The sequence below is a fragment of the Dactylosporangium darangshiense genome, assembly GCF_039537565.1.
Classification (GTDB): Bacteria; Actinomycetota; Actinomycetes; order Mycobacteriales; family Micromonosporaceae; genus Dactylosporangium; species Dactylosporangium darangshiense.
Genome location: NZ_BAABAT010000006.1, coordinates 321,597 through 339,721 on the forward strand (window position 1 = coordinate 321,597; position 18,125 = coordinate 339,721).

The window sequence follows — 18,125 nt, forward strand, 5'->3', positions numbered from 1 at the left end:
AGAACTACCCTCCGTAACGGCTCAACTACCTAGACGGAGTTGTCCGTTGTCGGCTTTAGGACGACGATTCTGTCGACCTTCTGCTCATTGTCCGGACCCGAAAGACCGGAGGCGCGATGCAAGTACCCGCCGCATTTGAATACGCGAAAGCCACGAGTGTCGGCCAGACCCTGGAGCTGCTTGCGAAGTGGGGTGAGGACGCTCGCGTGATCGCCGGCGGCCACAGCCTCATTCCGATGATGAAGCTGCGCCTGGCCCGGCCCACGGCGCTGATCGACATCAACGACGTCGCCGAGCTCGCGTACATCCGCGTCGAGGGCGCGGAGCTGCGCATCGGCGCGCTCACGCGGCACGCGGACCTGCTCGACTCGCCGCTGGTGGAGGAGCACTACCGGATCTTCGCCGACGCCGAGCGCGTGATCGCCGATCCGCTGGTGCGCAACCGCGGTACCGTCGGCGGCTCCCTGTGCCAGGCGGACCCCGCCGAGGACCTCTCCGCCGCGTTCGCCGCCGTCGACGCCTCGGTGGTGATCCAGGGTGCGCGGGGGTCGCGCACCGTGTCGCTGTCCGAGTTCCACGTCGGTCCGTACGAGACCGTCGTCGAGCCCGGCGAGCTGCTGACCGAGATCCGGGTGCCCATCCGGCCCGGCGGCGGCTCGGCGTACCTCAAGGTGGAGCGCCGCGTCGGCGACTGGGCGGTCGCGGCCGCCGGTGCCGCCGTGTGGCTCGATCAGGACCTGATCCGCTCGGCCGGCATCGGCCTGGCCGCGGTCGGCGCGGAGCACTTCCGTGCGGCCGAGGCGGAGGCCTTCCTCGCCGGCAAGCCGGCCACCGAGGAGACGTTCGCCGAGGCGGGGCGGATCGCCGCCGAGAACACCAACCCGGTCGCGGACCAGCGCGGGCCGGTCGACTACAAGCGGCACCTCGCCGGCGAGCTCACCGTGCGCGCGCTGCGCGCCGCGACCGCTCGCGCGCGAGGGCAGGAGGCCTAGAAGATGCAGATCACCGTGACGGTGAACGGCGAGCAGCACACCCGCGACGTTGAGCCCCGGCTGCTGCTGGTGCACTTCCTACGCAACGAGCTCGGCCTCACCGGTACGCACTGGGGCTGCGACACGTCCAACTGCGGCGTGTGCACCGTGACGCTGGACGGCGTGCCCGTGAAGTCGTGCACCGTGCTCGCGGTCATGGCCGACGGCAAGAGCGTCGGCACCGTCGAGGGCCTCGAGGGCCCCGCGGGGCTCGACCCGGTGCAGCAGGGCTTCGTGCAGTGCCACGGCCTGCAGTGCGGCTTCTGCACGCCGGGCATGATGATCACCGCCCGCGCCCTGCTCGACAGCAACCCCAACCCCTCCGAGCAGGAGATCCGCGAGGCCATCTCCGGCCAGCTGTGCCGCTGCACCGGCTACGAGAACATCGTGCGGTCGGTGCGCTGGGCCGCCGAGCACCAGACGAAGGAGGCGGCTGAGGCATGACCGTCACCGAGAACCCCACCCCCATGGGCTTCGGCCGGATGCACCGCAAGGAAGACGCGCGGTTCGTCCGGGGCAAGGGCAACTACGTCGACGACATCCAGCTGCCCGGGATGCTGCACGGCTCGTTCCTGCGCAGCCCGTACGCCCACGCGAAGATCATCTCGATCGACACCAGCGCCGCCGAGGCGCTGCCGGGAGTGCGCGCGGTCATCACCGGCGCCGTGCTGGAGACGCTGAAGCTGGCCTGGATGCCGACCCTGTCGTACGACACCCAGGCGGTGCTCGCGACCGACAAGGTGCGCTTCCAGAACCAGGAGGTCGCGTTCGTGGTGGCCGACAACCACTACATCGCGCGCGACGCCCTGGAGCTCATCGAGGTCGAGTACGAGCCGCTGCCCGTCGTCGCCGACGCCAAGCAGGCCCTCGCCCCCGGCGCCCCGGTCATCCGGGACGACAAGGAGGGCAAGACCGACAACCACATCTTCGACTGGAGCGCCGGGGACAAGGAGAAGACCGACGCGGTCTTCGCCGACTCCGAGGTGGTCGTGGTCGAGGACGTGCTCTACCCGCGCGTGCACCCCTCGCCGCTGGAGACCTGCGGCGCGGTCGCGGACTTCGACAAGGTCAGCGGCAAGCTCACCATCTACTCGACCACGCAGGCGCCGCACGCGCACCGCACGGTGTACGCGCTCGTCGCCGGGCTGCCCGAGCACAAGATCCGGGTCGTCTCGCCCGACATCGGCGGCGGCTTCGGCGGCAAGGTCGGCATCTACCCCGGCTACGTGCTGGCGATCGTCGGTTCGATCGTCACCGGCAAGCCGGTCAAGTGGATGGAGGACCGCAACGAGCACCTGACCGCCACCGCGTTCGCCCGCGACTACCACATGCGCGGCGAGATCGCGGCGACGAAGGACGGCAGGATCCGCGCCCTTCGGGTCAACGTTCTTGCCGATCACGGAGCCTTCAACGGTACGGCGCAGCCGACCAAGTTCCCGGCGGGCTTCTTCCACATCTTCACCGGCTCGTACGACCTCGAGGCGGCGTCGTGCGACGTCACCGGCGTGTACACCAACAAGGCCCCCGGCGGCGTGGCGTACGCCTGCTCGTTCCGGATCACCGAGGCGGTGTACCTCGTCGAGCGCATGATCGACGTGCTCGCGTACGAGCTGAAGATGGACCCGGCCGAGCTGCGCATGAAGAACCTGCTCAAGCCGGAGCAGTTCCCGTACACCACGCCCACCGGCTGGGAGTACGACTCGGGCGACTACCCGAAGGCGCTGCGCCTGGCCATGGACATGGTCGGGTACGAGAAGCTGCGCCAGGAGCAGGCCGAGAAGCGCGAGCGCGGCGAGTACATGGGCATCGGCCTCAGCTTCTTCACCGAGGGCGTGGGCGCCGGCCCGCGCAAGCACATGGACATCCTCGGGCTGGGCATGGCCGACGGCGCGGAGCTGCGCGTGCACCCGACCGGCAAGGCGGTGCTGCGCCTGTCGGTGCAGACGCAGGGCCAGGGCCACGAGACCACGTTCGCGCAGATCGTCGCGGAGGAGCTCGGCATCTCCCCCGACGACATCGAGGTCGTGCACGGCGACACCGACCAGACCCCGTTCGGCCTGGGCACGTACGGCTCGCGCTCGACGCCGGTCTCCGGCGCCGCCACCGCGATCGTCGCGCGCAAGGTCCGCGACCGGGCCCGGATCGTCGCCTCGGCGATGCTCGAGGTCTCGCCGGACGACCTGGACTGGGAGAAGGGCCGCTTCTTCGTCAAGGGCGACCCGGACCAGGGCAAGACCATCCAGGAGATCGCGATGGCCGCGCACTCCAGCCTCGAGCTGCCCGAGGGCGTCGAGGGCCACCTGGACGCGACCACGGTCTACAACCCGCCGAACCTCACCTACCCGTTCGGCGCGTACATCTGCGTCGTCGACGTCGACCCGGCCACCGGCCAGGTCAAGGTGCGCCGGTTCATCGCGGTCGACGACTGCGGCGTGCGGATCAACCCGATGATCGTCGAGGGCCAGGTGCACGGCGGCCTCGCCGACGGCATCGGCATGGCGCTCATGCAGCTCATGGCGTTCGACGAGGACGGCAACCACCTCGGCGCCTCGCTCATGGACTACCTGCTGCCGACGGCGCTGGAGTGCCCCTCGTGGGAGCTCGGCGAGACCGTCACCCCGTCGCCGCACCACCCGATCGGCGCCAAGGGCGTCGGCGAGTCGGCAACGGTCGGTTCGCCGGCCGCCGTCGTCAACGCCGTGCTCGACGCGCTCAAGCCCTTCGGGGTCCGGCACGCCGACATGCCCCTGACCCCGTCGAACGTCTGGCGGGCCGCGCAGGGCCGCCCGATCCGCACCGACATCGCGATCAGCTAAGGAAGTCCCCCGATGAACCTGCTCATTCGTGCCGATCAACTCCGTGAGGGCCGCACCCCGTTCGTGCTCGCGACCGTGGTGCGCGCCGAGCGGCCGACCAGCGCCAAGGCCGGCGACCGCGCCCTGGTGCTGCCGGACGGCACGATCGAGGGGTTCGTCGGCGGCACCTGCGCCGAGTCGACCGTCCGTCTCCAGGGGCTCCGGCTGCTGGAGACGGGCGAGTCGACGCTGCTGCGCATCACGCCCGACGACGAGGGCCCCGACGACCGTCCCGGCGCCGAGGGGCTGCTCACGGTCGCGAATCCCTGTCTTTCCGGCGGTACCCTCGAAATCTTCCTCGAGGCGATGATCCCCGCGCCGCTGGTCTTCGTCTACGGCGAGGCGCCCGTTGCCCGCTCCCTGCCCGAGGTGGCCCGCGCCGTGGGCTGGGAGGGCTTCCGCGCGGCGGACGCGCAGACCCCGATCCCGCTGGACGCGAGCGCCGTCGTGGTCGCCTCGCACGGGCGCGACGAGGCCGAGATCCTCACCGCTGCCGTCAAGGCGCGCATCCCGTACATCGCCCTCGTCGCCAGCCGCAAGCGCGCCGCCGCGGTCCTGGCGGAGCTCGAGCTGAGCGACACCGAGAGGGCGACCATCCACGCGCCGGCCGGCCTCGACATCGGCGCGCGCACCGCGCCCGAGATCGCGCTGTCCGTCCTGGCCGAGATCATCTCGAAGCGCCCCCGGCAGACCGCGCCGCCGCCCGGGCGAGTGATGCTGCCGTTGCTGGAGAAGCCTTCCGCCGTGCAGATCGCGAAGGACCCCGTCTGCAACATGGACGTCGCCGTGGTTCCGGACGCGCTGCACTACCAGCACGAGGGCACCGTCTACTACTTCTGCGGCACCGGCTGCCGCCGCGCATTCGCCGACGCCCCGGCAAGGTACCTGTGACCGAGACCGTCGACGCGCTGGTCGAGGGCCTCGACCGGCAGGGCTACCTCGCCGACCCAGGGCTCGGCACCGCACTGTTCCTGGCGCTGAAGATGGGCCAGCCGATCCTGCTCGAGGGCGAGCCCGGCGTGGGCAAGACGGCCGCCGCGGGCGCGCTGGCCGCGGCCCTGGACACCCCGCTCATCCGGCTGCAGTGCTACGAGGGCCTCAGCGCCGCCGAGGCGCTCTACGAGTGGAACTACCCGCGCCAACTGCTGGGCATCCGCCTGGCCGAGGCCCGCGGCGAGACGCCGCGCGAGGCGGACCTGTTCGCGCCCGAGTACCTGCTGCGCCGCCCGCTGCTCGCCGCGATCGAGCACCCCGGCCCGCGCCCGGCGGTCCTGCTCATCGACGAGGTCGACCGGGCCGACGACGAGTTCGAGGCGTTCCTGTTCGAGCTGCTCGCCGAGGGCTCGGTCACCATCCCGGAGCTCGGCACCCGCACCGCGGTCGTGCCGCCCGTCGTGGTGCTGACCTCCAACCGGACCCGCGACCTGCACGACGCCCTGCTGCGCCGCTGCCTGTACCACTGGATCGGCTACCCCGACGCCGGGCGCGTCGCCGCCATCGTCCGCCGCCGCGTCCCCGGCGCCGGCGAGCCGCTCGCCGGACGGGTGGCCGGCGCGGTGTCCCGGCTGCGGACGCTGGACCTGGCCAAGCCACCGGGCGTCGCCGAGGCGATCAGCTGGGCCAACGCGCTACGGATGCTGGGCCTGCCGCTCGACGAGGCGTCGGCGCTGGCGACCCTCGGCGCGGTGCTGAAGTACCGCGAGGACGAGGAGGTGGCCCGCAATGCCGGCCTCGCCGACATCGTTGCGGGCTGACCTCGCCTCGCTGGTCGCCGCCTTCGGGGCGGTCCTGCACGACGCCGGCCTGCCGGTCGGCCCGGACCGCGCGGCCCGCTTCGCGCAGGCGGTCGAGCTGCTCGCCCCGCGGACCGTGGACGAGCTGCACCGCTGCGCGCGGGCCACGCTGACCAGCGACCCGGAGCAGTTCCCGATCCTGGACCGCCTCTTCGACGCGGTCTTCCGCGGCTTCGTCGACGAGGCCGACTTCCGCGGCGACCTGAACGCGCAGGGCATGACCACCACCCGGGCCGGCGGGACGCCGACGGCCTCCGACTCCGCCGGCCGGACGGAGCGGCCGCGCGAGGTGGAGGTCGCCATCGCCGGCAGCGGCGCCGAGCGCCTCGCCGGGCGGGACTTCTCCACGCTGAGCGCCGACGAGCTGGCGGTGCTGGCCGACCTCATGCGGCGGCTGCGCCTCGCCACACCGCCGCGGCGCAGCCGGCGCTACCGCACCGCGCCCGAGGGCACCGCCGTCGACCTGCGCGCCGCCCTGCGCCGGGCCCGGCGCACCGGTGGCGAGCCGCTGCACCTGCCGCGCCGCCGCCGCAGGGAGAAGCCGCGCCGCCTGGTGGTGCTGTGCGACATCTCCGGCTCGATGGAGCCTTACGCCAGGGCCATGATCCAGCTGTTGTACTGCGCGAGCAGCGCCACCCGCGCCGAGGTGTTCACGTTCGCCACGCGCCTGACGCGCCTCACCCGCGTGCTCGCGCGCACCCGCCCCGCGGTGGCGTTGGAGCGCGCCGGCCGCGCGGCGCCGGACTGGTCCGGCGGCACCCGCATCGGCGCGGCCCTCAAGCGCTTCAACGACGCCTACGGCCGGCGCGGCATGGCCCGCGGCGCCGTCGTGCTCATCGTCTCCGACGGCTGGGAGACCGGCGACCCCGCGCAGGTGGGCACCGAGATGGCCCGGCTGTCACGCCTGGCGCACCGCATCGTCTGGGTCAACCCCCGGACCCAGAGCCCGCGCTACCGGCCGCTCGTGGGCGGCATGGCGGCGGCGTGGCCGTTCTGCGACGCCGTGGTCAGCGCGCACTCGCTGGCCGCCGTCGAACCACTCCTCGATGCCCTCAACGGAGGTTCCCCCCACCATGCTGCTCACCAACGAGTTCGTCGTCGCCCGCCCGATCGATGAGACCTGGGCGGTCCTCACCGACATCGAGCGCATCGCCCCCTGCATGCCCGGCGCCCAGCTGACCGGGGTCAGCGGCGAGGAGTACCAGGGCAAGGTCAAGGTGAAGGTCGGGCCGATGACCGCCCAGTTCTCCGGCACCGCCGCGTTCAAGGAGCAGGACGCCGCCGCGCACCGCGCCGTCATCGAGGCGAAGGGCCGCGACGCGAGCGGCAAGGGCCGCGCGTCCGCCCTGGTGACCGCGGTCCTCGTCGCCGAGGAGTCGGCCACCCGCGTCCAGGTCGAGACCGACCTCAACATCGCCGGCCCCCTCGCCCAGATGGGCCGCAGCACGATCGCCGACATCAGCACCCGCCTGCTGACCCAGTTCGTGGAGAACCTGGAGCAGCAGCTCGCCGCGGAGTCGGCGGCGGCCACGTCCACTGTGGAGGAGGAGGCACCCGCGTCCGAGCCGGAGGCCCCCAAGGCGGAGGTCCGCGTGATCGACGCGCCCGAGGCCGAGGCGGTGGACCTCACCAAGGTCGCCGGAACGAGCACGCTGCTCAAGCTGGCCGTGCCCGTGGTCATCGTCGTCGCCGCGATCGTCGCGCTGGTCGTCTGGCTGGTGTAGAAGCCCGGTCGCGTAAAGTCCGGCGCCTGGCGGCGCCGGACTTTACGGACTTATCAGCATTTTACGGTTGGTTACCCTATCCGCATGAGAAGACCGCAGGTGCGGCGTTCGGGCCCCACGGGACCTTGCCGACGATCAGGATCGTCGTCTGCTCGCCCGGCCTGAGCCGGGACTGCCACGGCGTGATCTCCACGTTCGCGGCCGTCTGCGTCGCCGTGCCGTTGACCGCGAGCTCGACCTGCTGGGTCCCGGTGTAGGAGTACCGAAGCCGCCAGTTCTGCAGAGTCTGCCGGCTGGTGTTCTTGACCGTGGCCTGGGCGAGGAACACGCCGCCGAGGTCCAGGACGTTGCTGTAGGAGACCGAGCACGCCGACGCGGCCGCGCGGCCCTCGCCCTGGTCGGCCATGAACGAGGCCACCCAGGACAGCGTCGAGTTCCAGTTGATGGCGATCTCGTTGGTCGAGTACGAGTTGATGTCGTCGACGTAGCAGAACTGCGGCGCGCAGCCGGTCAGCAGCTTGGCCGCGAGCGGGTCCTGCAGGTTGGAGTTCGGGCCGCCCGCGAGCGAGCCCGCCGGCGGGTTGGGCAGCGCCTGGTTGAGCTGGTGCGCAAAGATGCGCGTGTGCTGGTTGTGCGAGGAGCGCTCGCCGAAGCCGGTGACGTATGACTGGTTCAGCGCGTTGCGGCCGAGCAGGTAGTCCATCCCGGTGACGACGCCGTCGCGGTACTCGGCCGCGCCGGTGAGGTCGAACGCGGTCGCCAGCACGACGAGGTTGTTGAGCACGGCGCTGTTGGAGCCCCACTCGTACTTGCCGGTGGAGGGCGCGTAGGCGATGCCGTAGGGGTTGGCCTGCACCGTCGCCAGGTACTTCTTGGCGCCGTCGACGACCGACCGGCGCACCCGGTCACGGTCCGGCAGTCCGTTGGGCACGGTCGCGAGGTCGAGTCGGCCCGCGGTCGCGGTGAACTGCCAGCTGAAGCCCTCGGGCTTGAAGACGTCCGCGGTGTGCCACGGCGAGGCCGTGACGGCATCGCGGTACACCTTCTCGCCCGTGCTCAGGTAGAGCTCGGCCGCGGCCCAGTAGAACTCGTCGCTCACGTCGGCGTCGTCGTACGCGCCGCCGCCGTTGCCGTCGCTGCCGGGGGCGTAGACGGCCGGGTGGGCCAGCGCCGCCGCATACGCGGTGCGCGAGGCGGCGAGCAGCCGCGCCGCGAACGCCTTGTCGTACGGCGCGAAGAGCCGCGCGCCCTGTGCCGCCGTGGCGGCCAGGTTGAGCGTCGCCGCCGTCGACGGCGGGTGCAGCTCGCGCGGCTGTGGGTCGGCGGCCGGGTCGAGCGGCAGGCCGGTCCAGTTCTGGTCGTGGACCTTGTGGTGCACCATGCCGGCGAGCGGCTGCCCGGCCGGGACCTGCATGCGGAGCATGAACTCGAGCTCCCAGCGGGCCTCGTCGAGCACGTCGGGCACCTGGTTGCCGTGTTCGGGCAGGCGCAGCGAGCCGTCGGCCAGCTTGTCGGACCGCGCGTTCGCCGCGGTCTTGGTCCGCTCGAAGGCACTCAGCAGCTGGTACGCGGCGATGCCGCCGTTGACGACGTACTTGCCGTGGTCGCCGGCGTCGTACCAGCCGCCGCGCACGTCGAGCCGGTAGTCGCACACGCCGGCCTGGCACGGCACGTCGGTGTCACCCTGGTTGGGCGCCACGCCGAGGTGCCCGGCCGCGCGGCCGTAGCCGGGTGCGATCGCGTTCGAGATCTCGATGCCGCTGCGCTGGACGTAGAACCAGGACAGTGCGTCGGTGCGCAGCTTCTCGTAGGACGCGTTCACGCCGATGTCGAAGGGGACGCTGGTCTCCCCGTCGACGCTGAGCGTCAGGCCGCTGCTGACGGTGGTGTACCGCGAGAAATCGGCCGTCTGCACGTTCTGCCCGGACGTCGGGTCCACGCCCCGCGGCGAGGTGTTGCCGCTCGCCACGACCGTGCCGCCCGCGTTGCGCAGCTGCCAGGGCAGCGGTGCGGTGGCCTCCGTGACGATCGTGGCCTGCTTCGGGCCGTTGGCGAGGTATCCGACCTGGTTCACCCGCACCCGCGGGCCGGTGTCCGGCACGTACACGGGCGGCGGTGCCCCTCCCTGCAACGAGACGTTGTCGACGCAGAACGTCCACGCGGAGGCGCTGCCGCCGACCTGGAACGCGACCTGCCCGGCGGTGGTGTCCGCGGCCGCGGTGAAGGTGTAGCTGAAATCCTTCGGTTCCGGCGAGAGCGCCGGGGCCTCGGAGATTTCCTGGGTGTACGGCGGGTCGGCCAGCTGCACGTTGGCGCGCACGGTGACCGGGATCGACCCGCTGGCGGTGAACGCGAGCCGATAGGACTCGCCGGCCTGCAGGCTGATCGCGTTCTGGCCGATGATGGCGTCCCACGGATTCGTGGTGCCCGCCGGAATCGTTGCGCATAGGCGGCCGTCGACCACGGAGGCGGGCGAGTTGCCCGTCCACCACCACGGGTCGGTGCCGCTGTCGAAGGTGCCGTTGACGATCTGTTCCGGTCCGTCCGCATGCGCGGCCGATGCCGTGAGCGGAACGATCAGCAGTGCCGCCGCGACGGCTATGGGGAATTTGCGCTGCACAGACACCCCTTTTGGCGGAAGGGAAATGGGAGCGCTCCCACTGTGGCGCAGGGCACAGCGAGGTGTCAAGTATCGGGCGGGTCAGCGCTTGGCGGTCGGCAGGATGTACCAGATGCCGATGAAAGCTGCAGCGAACGCCGCGCCGACCGCGACGCCCCAGGACATTCCCACCACGACCTGGAAGATCAGGAATACCGCGCCGACGATCGACAGCCAGAGGAACCACAGGCCGATTCCCGCAAGATTGCTGCTGATCGCGACGAGCTCCTTCTTGCGACCGCGGCGGAACAGAATGCGATGGTGGCTCACCGGCGCGATGAGGCACAGCGCGGACAGCGCGGTGCACAGGAGCGTGGCGACATAGGTCGCCTTCTGTCCCTGGGACACCGTCGCGAAACGATCATTGAACGGCAGCGTCAGCAGGAACGCGAAGAGAAACTGCACACCGGTCTGCGCGACCCGCAGCTCCTGGAGCAGCTCATTCCAGTTACGGTCGAAACGCTCGTCCGGGGTCTCGTCGCGATCGGCCATGCGGGTCCAATTACCCACCGGATGAACGCCGCGAACCTGCCGGTTCGGCCCATCCGCGCCCGGCGCGCGCATGTCGGGGCTGCGGGCCTTGCGCGCCCGGCATATGGTCGCGAGCGTGAGTGCGCCCTTCGATGAATTGACGGCCGGGCGGCGCGCGTGGATCGCCCGCGCCGGCCTGTCCGAGCTCGCGTCCACCATCGGACGCCCGGGCCGGGCCGCCGTGGCCGCGCGCCCCGACCTGCTCGCCCGCGTCGACCAGCATGCGGCCGCGATCCGCGAGTCGCTGGGCGGGTCGCTGCTCGACCCGGTGGCCCTGGCCGGCTATTCGGCGGCGATCCGCGACGCGGCGCGTGACGCCGGCGACCCGCTCGATGAGTGGTCGAGCCCGTCATGGGCGATGCTGCGCCTGCTGGCGGTGTGCAGCCTCGTGCCGTAATGGCCGCACACCGCCGCCGGCCCTGTGTCAGTGCAGGAAACGCTTGTCGGCGTGCAGGTTGTCGGTCAGGCGGATGGTGATGAACTCGTCGTTGTCCGGCTGGCCCGCGGTGCGGCCGCTGGAGAACGGGAAGTTGTTGTCGTTCACCACGCCGAGCGTGCGGTCGTCGAGGATCACGACGTCCTCGATGGTCTGGAACGGGAACGTGAAGACGTTCGAGGTGCCGCCCAGGTGGCGCGGGTCGGCGAGGTTCATGAGGTCCGCGACGAGGGTCTTGTCCATCTTGCCGTCGCGGTTGCGGTCGCGCTTGTCGGCCAGGTAGATCCGCTTGAGCTTGGCCGTCGCGCCCTGGCCCTGGTCGCGCTCGATGATGAGGAAGCGGTCGTCGTCGACGGCGATGGCGTCGCCGATCGAGTTGCTCGGGTCCTCGAGCTGGTAGGTGTAGATCGTGCCGGTGTACCGCTGGTGCACCAGGTCGAACTCGTTGAACCGCAGCGCGCCGGCCGGGTCGCCGGCCACCGTGCCCTCCAGCAGCGGGTAGAGCGTGCGCCCGTCGGGCGACTGCGCCATGCCCTCGAAGCCCTTGCTGCTGTTGAGGTTCGGGTTGCCCTCCGGGTTCTCGGGCGCGCGCACGCCGGGCAGCGAGATCGGCGCCTGCATCAGGCGGCCGGCCCGGTCGAAGTGCAGCAGGTACGGGCCGAACTCGTCGCCGATCCAGTACGTGCCGTCGCTGAGCCGCTGGATCGACTCGATGTCGAAGTCCGCGCCGGTCAGGACGCGGTCCTTGCGGGTGAGGGCCCACGACACGTAGCCGTTCGGGTCCGTGAGGTTGATGCCGCCGACGACGTCGACGGTCTTCTTGGCGTAGTCGGGGAAGACCCGGTGGATGCGCAGCACGAAGTCGCCGCTGTTGGCCTTGTTGCCGTAGCCGTTGTCGGAGATGACGTCGAACGTGCCGTCGCCGTTCTTGACGATGCCGCTGAAGCCCTGGACGGGCTGGTCGTCGAACGGCGGCGTGATGCCGTTGGACGGGGTGCCGCCCAACAGGCCGCCGGACGGGTCGCTCGCCGAGACGAACGTCGCCGCCGGGAGCATGGCCCAGCCGGTGAGGGTGGCCTGCCCGAAGGACCCGTGCGCCGAGGCGCTCGGCGCCGCGAACGCGAGCGTGAGCACGCTGACGCCCACACCGAGGCCGACACGTCGAAGATTCTTCATGGCCCGGGACCCTAGGCAGGGGCCATGAACCCCGGATTCTGCACGCCTAGACTTTTTGTGTCATCTGCCCGAGCAGCGTGTGTAGGCGTCCGACCACACCGGTCCCATCGGTGATCTTCCCACCGTCGACGTAGTAGATCAGCGACGCGCGGAGCACCAGGTCGCCGTCGGAGGTTTCGACGTACGCCTGGCCCTCATCGAAGAACGAGAACGTCTTCGCGTCGACGTCCTTCGCGCCCTCCACGGCGGCCTTGTCGTAGCCCACCTGGTCGGCCGCGGCCATCGACGGCTTCACCACGGTCAGGAACAGGTAGAAGTCGCCCGAGGACGCGTCGATCGCACACGCGCGCAGCGCGTCGGTGTCCTTGCGTTCCTTGGGGCCGGGCCCCTCGCCGAGGGCGGCCTTGATCTGCTCGTCGTCGGCGAGGGTGCACACGTTCATGCCGTCGTACGCGGCGCCGTTGTGCTTCACGTCGGGCGGCGCGGCCGCCTTGTCGTCGCCGCAGCCGGCTAGCGCCAGGAGGGCGGCCGCCAGCAGCAGCAGTCCGCGAGGGGTGGTCACTCGTGTTTTCTACACGGGCATGCACCCGTCTCTCTACGTACTTGTGTGTGGTGTCAGACTCGGCCGACCGCCACGCAACGTTCGGCAACCGGTCGGCTACCCGTGCGGAGTTCTCCCTAGTGGTCGCGCCCCTCGATTTCCACCAAAGGTTGGAGGGCAGCCGTGCAGGGCATTTCTACGGTTGAGGTACACATCGACAACGAGGAGCCATGAGATGTCCAGTCTCGTCAGGCCGCGCGACAACCGCTGGATCGCCGGCGTCTGCTCGGGCCTAGCCCGCCGCTTCGGCATCTCCCCCAACGTGATGCGCCTGATCTTCGTCCTCTCGTGCCTGCTACCAGGACCTCAGTTCGTGATCTACATCGTGCTGTGGATCCTGATGCCGGACGAGTCCAAGGCCCGCAGTTACAACTGAGCCCGCCCCCTCCACAGCGGGGCTCAGCCGCGGGACGGGTGGCCCGGGGTGCGGCCCGGGCCACCTCTCACGGCCTGTATGCGCATGCTCTCGCGCGGCCTGTATGCGCATGCTCTCGCGGCCTGGATCCACGTGCTCTCGCGGCCTGGATCCGCGTGCACGAAACGTGTCGGCGTGGCGACGGTGAGTCCCGGTTCGGAAGCGGGCCGGGTGCCCCACGGCCTCCGTCCGTCTGGCGCGGGCGGATGCGACTCGGCGCGCCAGATCGGCCCGGGACGCGCTCCGCAAGGCGCACCTGGCGCGGCTGCCGGTGCGCGTCGGTCTGGTGCGGTCCGAGCCTCCTCCAGTCCGAAGCGTTCCTAGTCCGGGCGGGGGCGGTTCTGCAGGAGCAGGGCACAGGCGGCGCCCAGCAGGCAGATGGCCGCGGTGGCTATGAAGATCTCGCGGTACTCGGTGCGCAGCGCCGCCTGCAAAGCCGCCTTGTAGGCGTCCATCAGGCGTTTCTGCTCGTCCGCCGGCTTGCCGAAGACCAGCGGGAAGTTCAGCTTCGCGGTCAGCTCGTGGAAGCGGTGCAGGCCCCACGCGGTCAGCGCGGCCACGCCGATCAGCATGCCCATCATGCGGGCCACAACGACCGCCGACGACGCGACGCCGTGCTGCGCCGACGGGGTGGCGCGCAGGATCGCCGCAGACAGTGGGCCGATCACCAGGCCCAGGCCGAACCCGGCGATGACCAGGTCGGTGTCGAGCCGGGGCAGGAACCCGAGGTAATGCCGCTCGAGAACGTCGGCCGGCCAGGCGGCGATCAGCGCGTAGCCGCCCGCGGCCGCCACCAGGCCCGCCGTCGCGACCAGGCGCTCGCCGAGGCGGGACACGAGCCAGCCGCCCAGCACCGCGCCGACCGGCAGCGCGATCAGGAAGCGGGTCAGGACGAGCGTGGCCTGCACGCCCTGGCGGCCCAGCAGGGTCTGCGCGACGAGCTCCACGTCGACCAGCGTCACCATGAGCGCGGCGCCGGCGCAGAAGCTCGCGCCCAGCGCCGCGAAGAACGGGCGCCGCAGCGCACCGCGCAGGTCCACGAGCCGGGTGCGCGCCCGCATCTCCCAGCCGACGAAGAGCAGGGCCCCGACGCCCGCGCCGGCCAGCGTCCACCCGCCCCACGGCGGCAGCACGGCCCGCTCCGGGTCGGGGTTGTAGAGCGCGACCACGGCCGCCCCGAGCGTGGCCGCCAGCAGCAGCCCGCCCACGACGTCGGTTTTCTGCCGCGGCGCCCCCGGAGTCCGTCCCGGCAGAGCCACCCACACCAGCACGATCGCGATGGCGACGAGCGGCAGGTTGAGCCAGAAGATGCCCCGCCACGAGCCGAGCAGCGCGGCGATGCCCACGCCGTAGAGCGGGCCGAGCACGCTGCCCAGCTCCTGCGCCGCCCCGACCGCGCCGAGCACGGTCGCGCGCCGTCGCTCCGCCCACAGGTCGCTGGCGAGCGCGAGCGTCACGGGCAGCAGCGCTCCGCCGGCGAGGCCCTGCACGGCACGCCCGGTCGAGAGCAGCCAGACGGAGTCGCCGGAGGCCGCCGTGAGCGCCGACCCGCCGGCGAAGCCGACCAGGCACCCGATGAGCACCGCCCGGCGCCCGAGCCGGTCGGAGAGCGACCCGAGCAGGGGCATGCCCGCGATGTACCCGAGCAGGAACCCCGTCACGACCGGCGTGACCCGCTCGAGCCGGTTGGTCGCGATGTGCAGCGCGTCGAGGATGTCGGTCAGGACGCCCACGACCACGTACGCATCCAGCGCCGCCAACAGCACCGTCGCCCCGCCGACCCCGATGGCGAGCCGCCGCCGCGCCCCGCTGCCAGCCGCCGCCCCGCCGCCGTCGTGTGCCAACGAGGCAGGCGCGGCTGCGGTCGGGCCGGACGGCGCCGAGGACGTCGGCGCAGGGTCAGCGCGATTCCCGGAAGTCGCGCGGTCCACACGATCCGTGGTGGGGTCCAGCCGGTCCGTAGGGTCCAACCGGTCCGTGAAGGCCGCACGGTCCGACGAGTCGACACGGTCCGTAGAGGCCGCACGGTCCGTGGGGGCGGTCTGGTCCGCAGAGCCCGTGCGGTCCGCACCGTCCGTGGGGACCGCACGGTTTCCGGGAGCCGCGTCGGCCTCGGCGGCCTCGGTCGGCGGGTCGGTGTGCGGCATCGGCTCGGCTCTACTTCGGCGGTGCGATCGAGACGGCGGCGTCGAACTCGGTGAAGGTCACGGTGACCGTGCCGCCCTTGGCGTCGCCGACGGCCGGCAGGTCGAAGGCGGCCTTCAGCAGGTGCTTGTTGTCCTTGGCGATCCACACGCGGCCGGGGACGGCGCCGGTCACGCCGGGGACGACCTTGGAGAGGTTCTCGGCCGGGAACTTGGCGCTCACGCGGTAGGTGGCCTGGCCGTCCACGGTCTCGGAGGCCTCGGTCTTGCCCTCGTTGGCGGTGGACAGGACCTTCGCGATGCCGCGCTCGGGGTCGAGGATCGCCGACGGGTCATACACCGAGGCGGCCAGCGCCAGCGGGATCTGCTGGTAGTCGCCGGTGGGGCCCTTGAGCCACATGGTCTGGCCGACGATCGTGAACGAGAGGTCGGCGGTCGTGCCCATCTGCTCGACCTGCGCGGTGCCCTGGGCGTTGCCCTCCTTGGTCAGCACGCCGTCGGCGCGCTTGAGGGCGACGCCGGCGATCGTGCCGTCGGCGGTGATCTGGAACTTGGCGGACTTGATGGCCGCCATCGCCGTCGAGGAGTCCTTGAGCAGCCCCTCGGCGGCCGGGAGGTTGGCGTCGGGCGTCGGCGCGCCGCCCTTCTTGTCGGACTTGCCGGAGCAGCCGGTAAGGGCGACGAGCACCGCCGTCAGGGCGGCGATGCCGGCGACGAGCAGAGCGGGGCGGGACTGGGTCCGGGGCATACCGGCATGCTAGACCGGGCTGGGTAACGACGCGGGAATCGAAGCTGAGCGTCGTCTCAGGGTAGCGGGGATGTCACCGATCGTGAGAACGGGCGATCCGCGCGCGGCACAGCACCGCCCGCGCGCGGATCGAAGATGAGTGCGCTCAACGCGCAAACCCGAAGTTCAGCGGCCGGCCAGCAGCTCCGCCACGGCGCGGCCCGCCGCCGCCGTCGCGCCGAACGTCGCGATGTGCACCTCGCCCCTGGGATCGGCGGGGACGCCCATTTCGACGACGATGGCCTCTGGACGTACCGCCAAGGAGGCTCTCAAAGAATCCGCCATCCACGGGTAACGGTGTGGGTCGCGCACCACCAGGACGAGGGGGCGGCCGAGCGACGCCTGCAGCGCGTCGGGCAGGCCGGCCTCCGACGTCAGGCGCACGCCCGACGTCGCCGGGGCCACCTCGGCGAGCGGCGCGAGGAGGCCCCACGGCGTCTCGGGCGCGATCGCCAGGTTGAGCTGAGGCTGGAACTCGATCACGTACGCCGGGTCCGCCAACGGGAACGTCGCGTCGGGCGCGGTGATGCGCAGCGCCCGGCGGGCCGCCGACAGTCCGATCTCGCCTGCGCGCGGGTCCGGCGCCGACTTCGGCGCCGCGACCGACCAGGTCGCGAGCCGGGCCACGCGCGCGGCCGCGTCGGCGAGGCGCTCCTCGGGCAGCTCGCCCGAGCGCACCGCGGCGACGATCGCGTCGCGCAGCATGACGGCCGTCTCCTCGTCGGCGTGCTCGCCGCCGACGCAGATCGCGTCCGCGCCCGCGACGATGGCCATCACGGTGGCCTGGGCCAGGCCGTACCGGTCGGAGATCGCGCGCATCTCGATGCCGTCGGTGACGATCAGGCCGTCGAAGCCGAGCTCGTCGCGCAGCAGTTCGGTCATGATCTTCCGGCTCAGCGTCGCGGGCAGCTCGGTGTCGAAGGCCGGCACGCGGAGGTGGGCGCTCATCACCGCCTGCACGCCGGCCGCGATGGCCGCCCGGAACGGCAGCAACTCGACGGCTTCGAGCTCGACGCGTCCGGCCTTGATCAGTGGTACATCAAGATGAGAGTCGACGCTCGTGTTCCCATGCCCCGGAAAGTGCTTGGCGCACGCCGCGACGCCGGACTGCTGCAGCCCGGTGATCCACGCGGCGGTGTGCCGGGCGACCCGTTCGGGCTCGGCGCCGAACGCGCGGGAGCCGATCACCGGGTTGTTCGGGTCGTTGTTGACGTCGGCGTCGGGCGCATAGTCGAAGGTGATGCCGACCGCGGCGAGGTCGCGCCCGATGTGCCCGGCGATCTCGCGGGTCAGCGCCGGGTCGTCGATCGCACCGAGGGCCAGGTTGCCCGGCCACGGGCTGCCGGTGTGCGCGTCGATCCGCGTGACGTCACCGGCCTCCTCGTCGATGGCGACGATGACGTCGGGCTTCTCCGCCCGCAGCGCCGCCGTCAGCTCGGCGACCTGGTCGCGGTCGACCACGTTGCGCGCGAACAGAGCGACGCCGCCAAGCCCTTCGGCGAGGCGGCGACGTAACCAGGGGGGCGGCTCCTTGCCGATGAATCCCGGCTGGAGCACGGCATCTGCCATGCCCACCAGGTCGACCCCCGTGCGTGCATCCATGCGTGTACCACCCTTCGAGCCTGGCGATGATGGTCACATCACATCTCAGTAATAGTCAAGAAACTTTCCAGTAGTTAACAGGTTCGTACCCCTTCCGGACGCGGCCCGCTCGTGGGACCGCGCGCACGAGTGCGGGCGGGGAAAGGCCGCCCCGCAACACGGAATCCGCAGGGCGGACGGGGGCCGGCGCGGAGACGCGCGGGCGCAAGGGCGCGAGGCGCGCGAGGCGTGGGACGCGCGGGACGGGGCGCGGGCGCGCAGGGCGCGAGGCGCGGGCGCGCAGGGCGCGAGGCGCGGGCGCGCAGGGCGCGAGGCGCAGGCGCGCAGGGCGCGAGGCGCAGGCGCGCAGGGCGCGAGGCGCAGGCGCGCAG

The 18,125-nt window shown here is 71.7% G+C and carries 16 protein-coding genes; 9 read left to right on the plus strand and 7 right to left on the minus strand.

All coding sequences use genetic code 11. From position 1 onward, the window contains the following. Positions 1 to 116: 116 nt before the first annotated feature. From ABD901_RS15575 to ABD901_RS15605, 7 genes are read left to right on the plus strand one after another with little or no spacing between them, the layout of a single operon-like run. Complete coding sequence (locus ABD901_RS15575) at positions 117 to 992, plus strand: FAD binding domain-containing protein (protein ID WP_345126840.1); 876 nt, start codon at positions 117 to 119, stop codon at positions 990 to 992. A gap of 3 nt (positions 993 to 995) precedes the next feature. Further along, on the plus strand, positions 996 to 1,475 hold the full coding sequence (locus tag ABD901_RS15580) for a (2Fe-2S)-binding protein (RefSeq protein ID WP_345126845.1): 480 nt from the start codon (positions 996 to 998) through the stop codon (positions 1,473 to 1,475). Next, complete coding sequence (locus ABD901_RS15585) at positions 1,472 to 3,847, plus strand: aerobic carbon-monoxide dehydrogenase large subunit (RefSeq protein WP_345126852.1); 2,376 nt, start codon at positions 1,472 to 1,474, stop codon at positions 3,845 to 3,847. Before ABD901_RS15580 ends, ABD901_RS15585 begins: the two co-directional genes overlap by 4 nt. A 12-nt stretch (positions 3,848 to 3,859) precedes the next feature. Then, the gene (locus ABD901_RS15590; RefSeq protein ID WP_345126855.1) at positions 3,860 to 4,777 is read left to right on the plus strand and encodes an XdhC family protein; all 918 of its coding nucleotides are present in this window, start codon (positions 3,860 to 3,862) and stop codon (positions 4,775 to 4,777) included. Further along, positions 4,774 to 5,640: an AAA family ATPase gene (locus ABD901_RS15595; RefSeq protein ID WP_345126858.1), complete on the plus strand. Its 867-nt coding sequence runs from the start codon at positions 4,774 to 4,776 to the stop codon at positions 5,638 to 5,640. The genes ABD901_RS15590 and ABD901_RS15595 overlap by 4 nt, the downstream gene beginning before the upstream one ends. Beyond that, on the plus strand, positions 5,609 to 6,796 hold the full coding sequence (locus ABD901_RS15600) for a vWA domain-containing protein (protein ID WP_345126862.1): 1,188 nt from the start codon (positions 5,609 to 5,611) through the stop codon (positions 6,794 to 6,796). The genes ABD901_RS15595 and ABD901_RS15600 overlap by 32 nt, the downstream gene beginning before the upstream one ends. Next, on the plus strand, positions 6,753 to 7,403 hold the full coding sequence (locus ABD901_RS15605; protein WP_345126866.1) for an SRPBCC family protein: 651 nt from the start codon (positions 6,753 to 6,755) through the stop codon (positions 7,401 to 7,403). The genes ABD901_RS15600 and ABD901_RS15605 overlap by 44 nt, the downstream gene beginning before the upstream one ends. 76 nt (positions 7,404 to 7,479) lie before the next feature. Here the strand turns inward: ABD901_RS15605 and ABD901_RS15610 are convergent, their stop codons facing one another. Together ABD901_RS15610 and ABD901_RS15615 are read right to left on the minus strand one after the other, a co-directional pair. Beyond that, complete coding sequence (locus ABD901_RS15610; RefSeq protein ID WP_425556694.1) at positions 7,480 to 10,029, minus strand: glycoside hydrolase family 9 protein; 2,550 nt, start codon at positions 10,027 to 10,029, stop codon at positions 7,480 to 7,482. Positions 10,030 to 10,104: 75 nt separating this feature from the next. Next, on the minus strand, positions 10,105 to 10,626 hold the full coding sequence (locus ABD901_RS15615; protein ID WP_345126870.1) for a DUF6328 family protein: 522 nt from the start codon (positions 10,624 to 10,626) through the stop codon (positions 10,105 to 10,107). 43 nt (positions 10,627 to 10,669) lie between these two features. Here ABD901_RS15615 and ABD901_RS15620 point away from each other — a divergent pair, with 43 nt between their 5' ends. Beyond that, positions 10,670 to 10,990 (plus strand): DUF6401 family natural product biosynthesis protein, encoded by a 321-nt coding sequence (locus ABD901_RS15620; RefSeq protein ID WP_345126874.1) that lies wholly within the window; start codon positions 10,670 to 10,672, stop codon positions 10,988 to 10,990. A gap of 27 nt (positions 10,991 to 11,017) precedes the next feature. On the opposite strand, the gene ABD901_RS15625 is transcribed toward ABD901_RS15620, so the two are convergent. Next, entirely contained in the window at positions 11,018 to 12,205 is a 1,188-nt protein-coding gene (locus ABD901_RS15625; RefSeq protein WP_345126877.1) for an esterase-like activity of phytase family protein, read from the minus strand. A 46-nt stretch (positions 12,206 to 12,251) separates the two neighbouring features. Continuing rightward, positions 12,252 to 12,767 carry a hypothetical protein gene (locus ABD901_RS15630; RefSeq protein WP_345126880.1) on the minus strand — a complete coding sequence of 172 codons (516 nt, stop codon included), beginning with the start codon at positions 12,765 to 12,767 and terminating at the stop codon, positions 12,252 to 12,254. Positions 12,768 to 12,981: 214 nt separating this feature from the next. Between ABD901_RS15630 and ABD901_RS15635 the strand changes: the two genes are divergently transcribed. Further along, the gene (locus ABD901_RS15635) at positions 12,982 to 13,182 is read left to right on the plus strand and encodes a PspC domain-containing protein (protein WP_345126884.1); all 201 of its coding nucleotides are present in this window, start codon (positions 12,982 to 12,984) and stop codon (positions 13,180 to 13,182) included. 359 nt (positions 13,183 to 13,541) lie between these two features. On the opposite strand, the gene ABD901_RS15640 is transcribed toward ABD901_RS15635, so the two are convergent. From ABD901_RS15640 to ABD901_RS15650, 3 genes are all read right to left on the minus strand, one after another. Next, complete coding sequence (locus ABD901_RS15640; RefSeq protein WP_345126890.1) at positions 13,542 to 15,065, minus strand: MFS transporter; 1,524 nt, start codon at positions 15,063 to 15,065, stop codon at positions 13,542 to 13,544. Positions 15,066 to 15,378: 313 nt separating this feature from the next. Further along, complete coding sequence (locus ABD901_RS15645) at positions 15,379 to 16,113, minus strand: LppX_LprAFG lipoprotein (RefSeq protein ID WP_345126897.1); 735 nt, start codon at positions 16,111 to 16,113, stop codon at positions 15,379 to 15,381. A gap of 165 nt (positions 16,114 to 16,278) precedes the next feature. After that, positions 16,279 to 17,754 (minus strand): glycoside hydrolase family 3 protein, encoded by a 1,476-nt coding sequence (locus tag ABD901_RS15650; RefSeq protein WP_345126900.1) that lies wholly within the window; start codon positions 17,752 to 17,754, stop codon positions 16,279 to 16,281. Positions 17,755 to 18,125 lie beyond the last annotated feature (371 nt).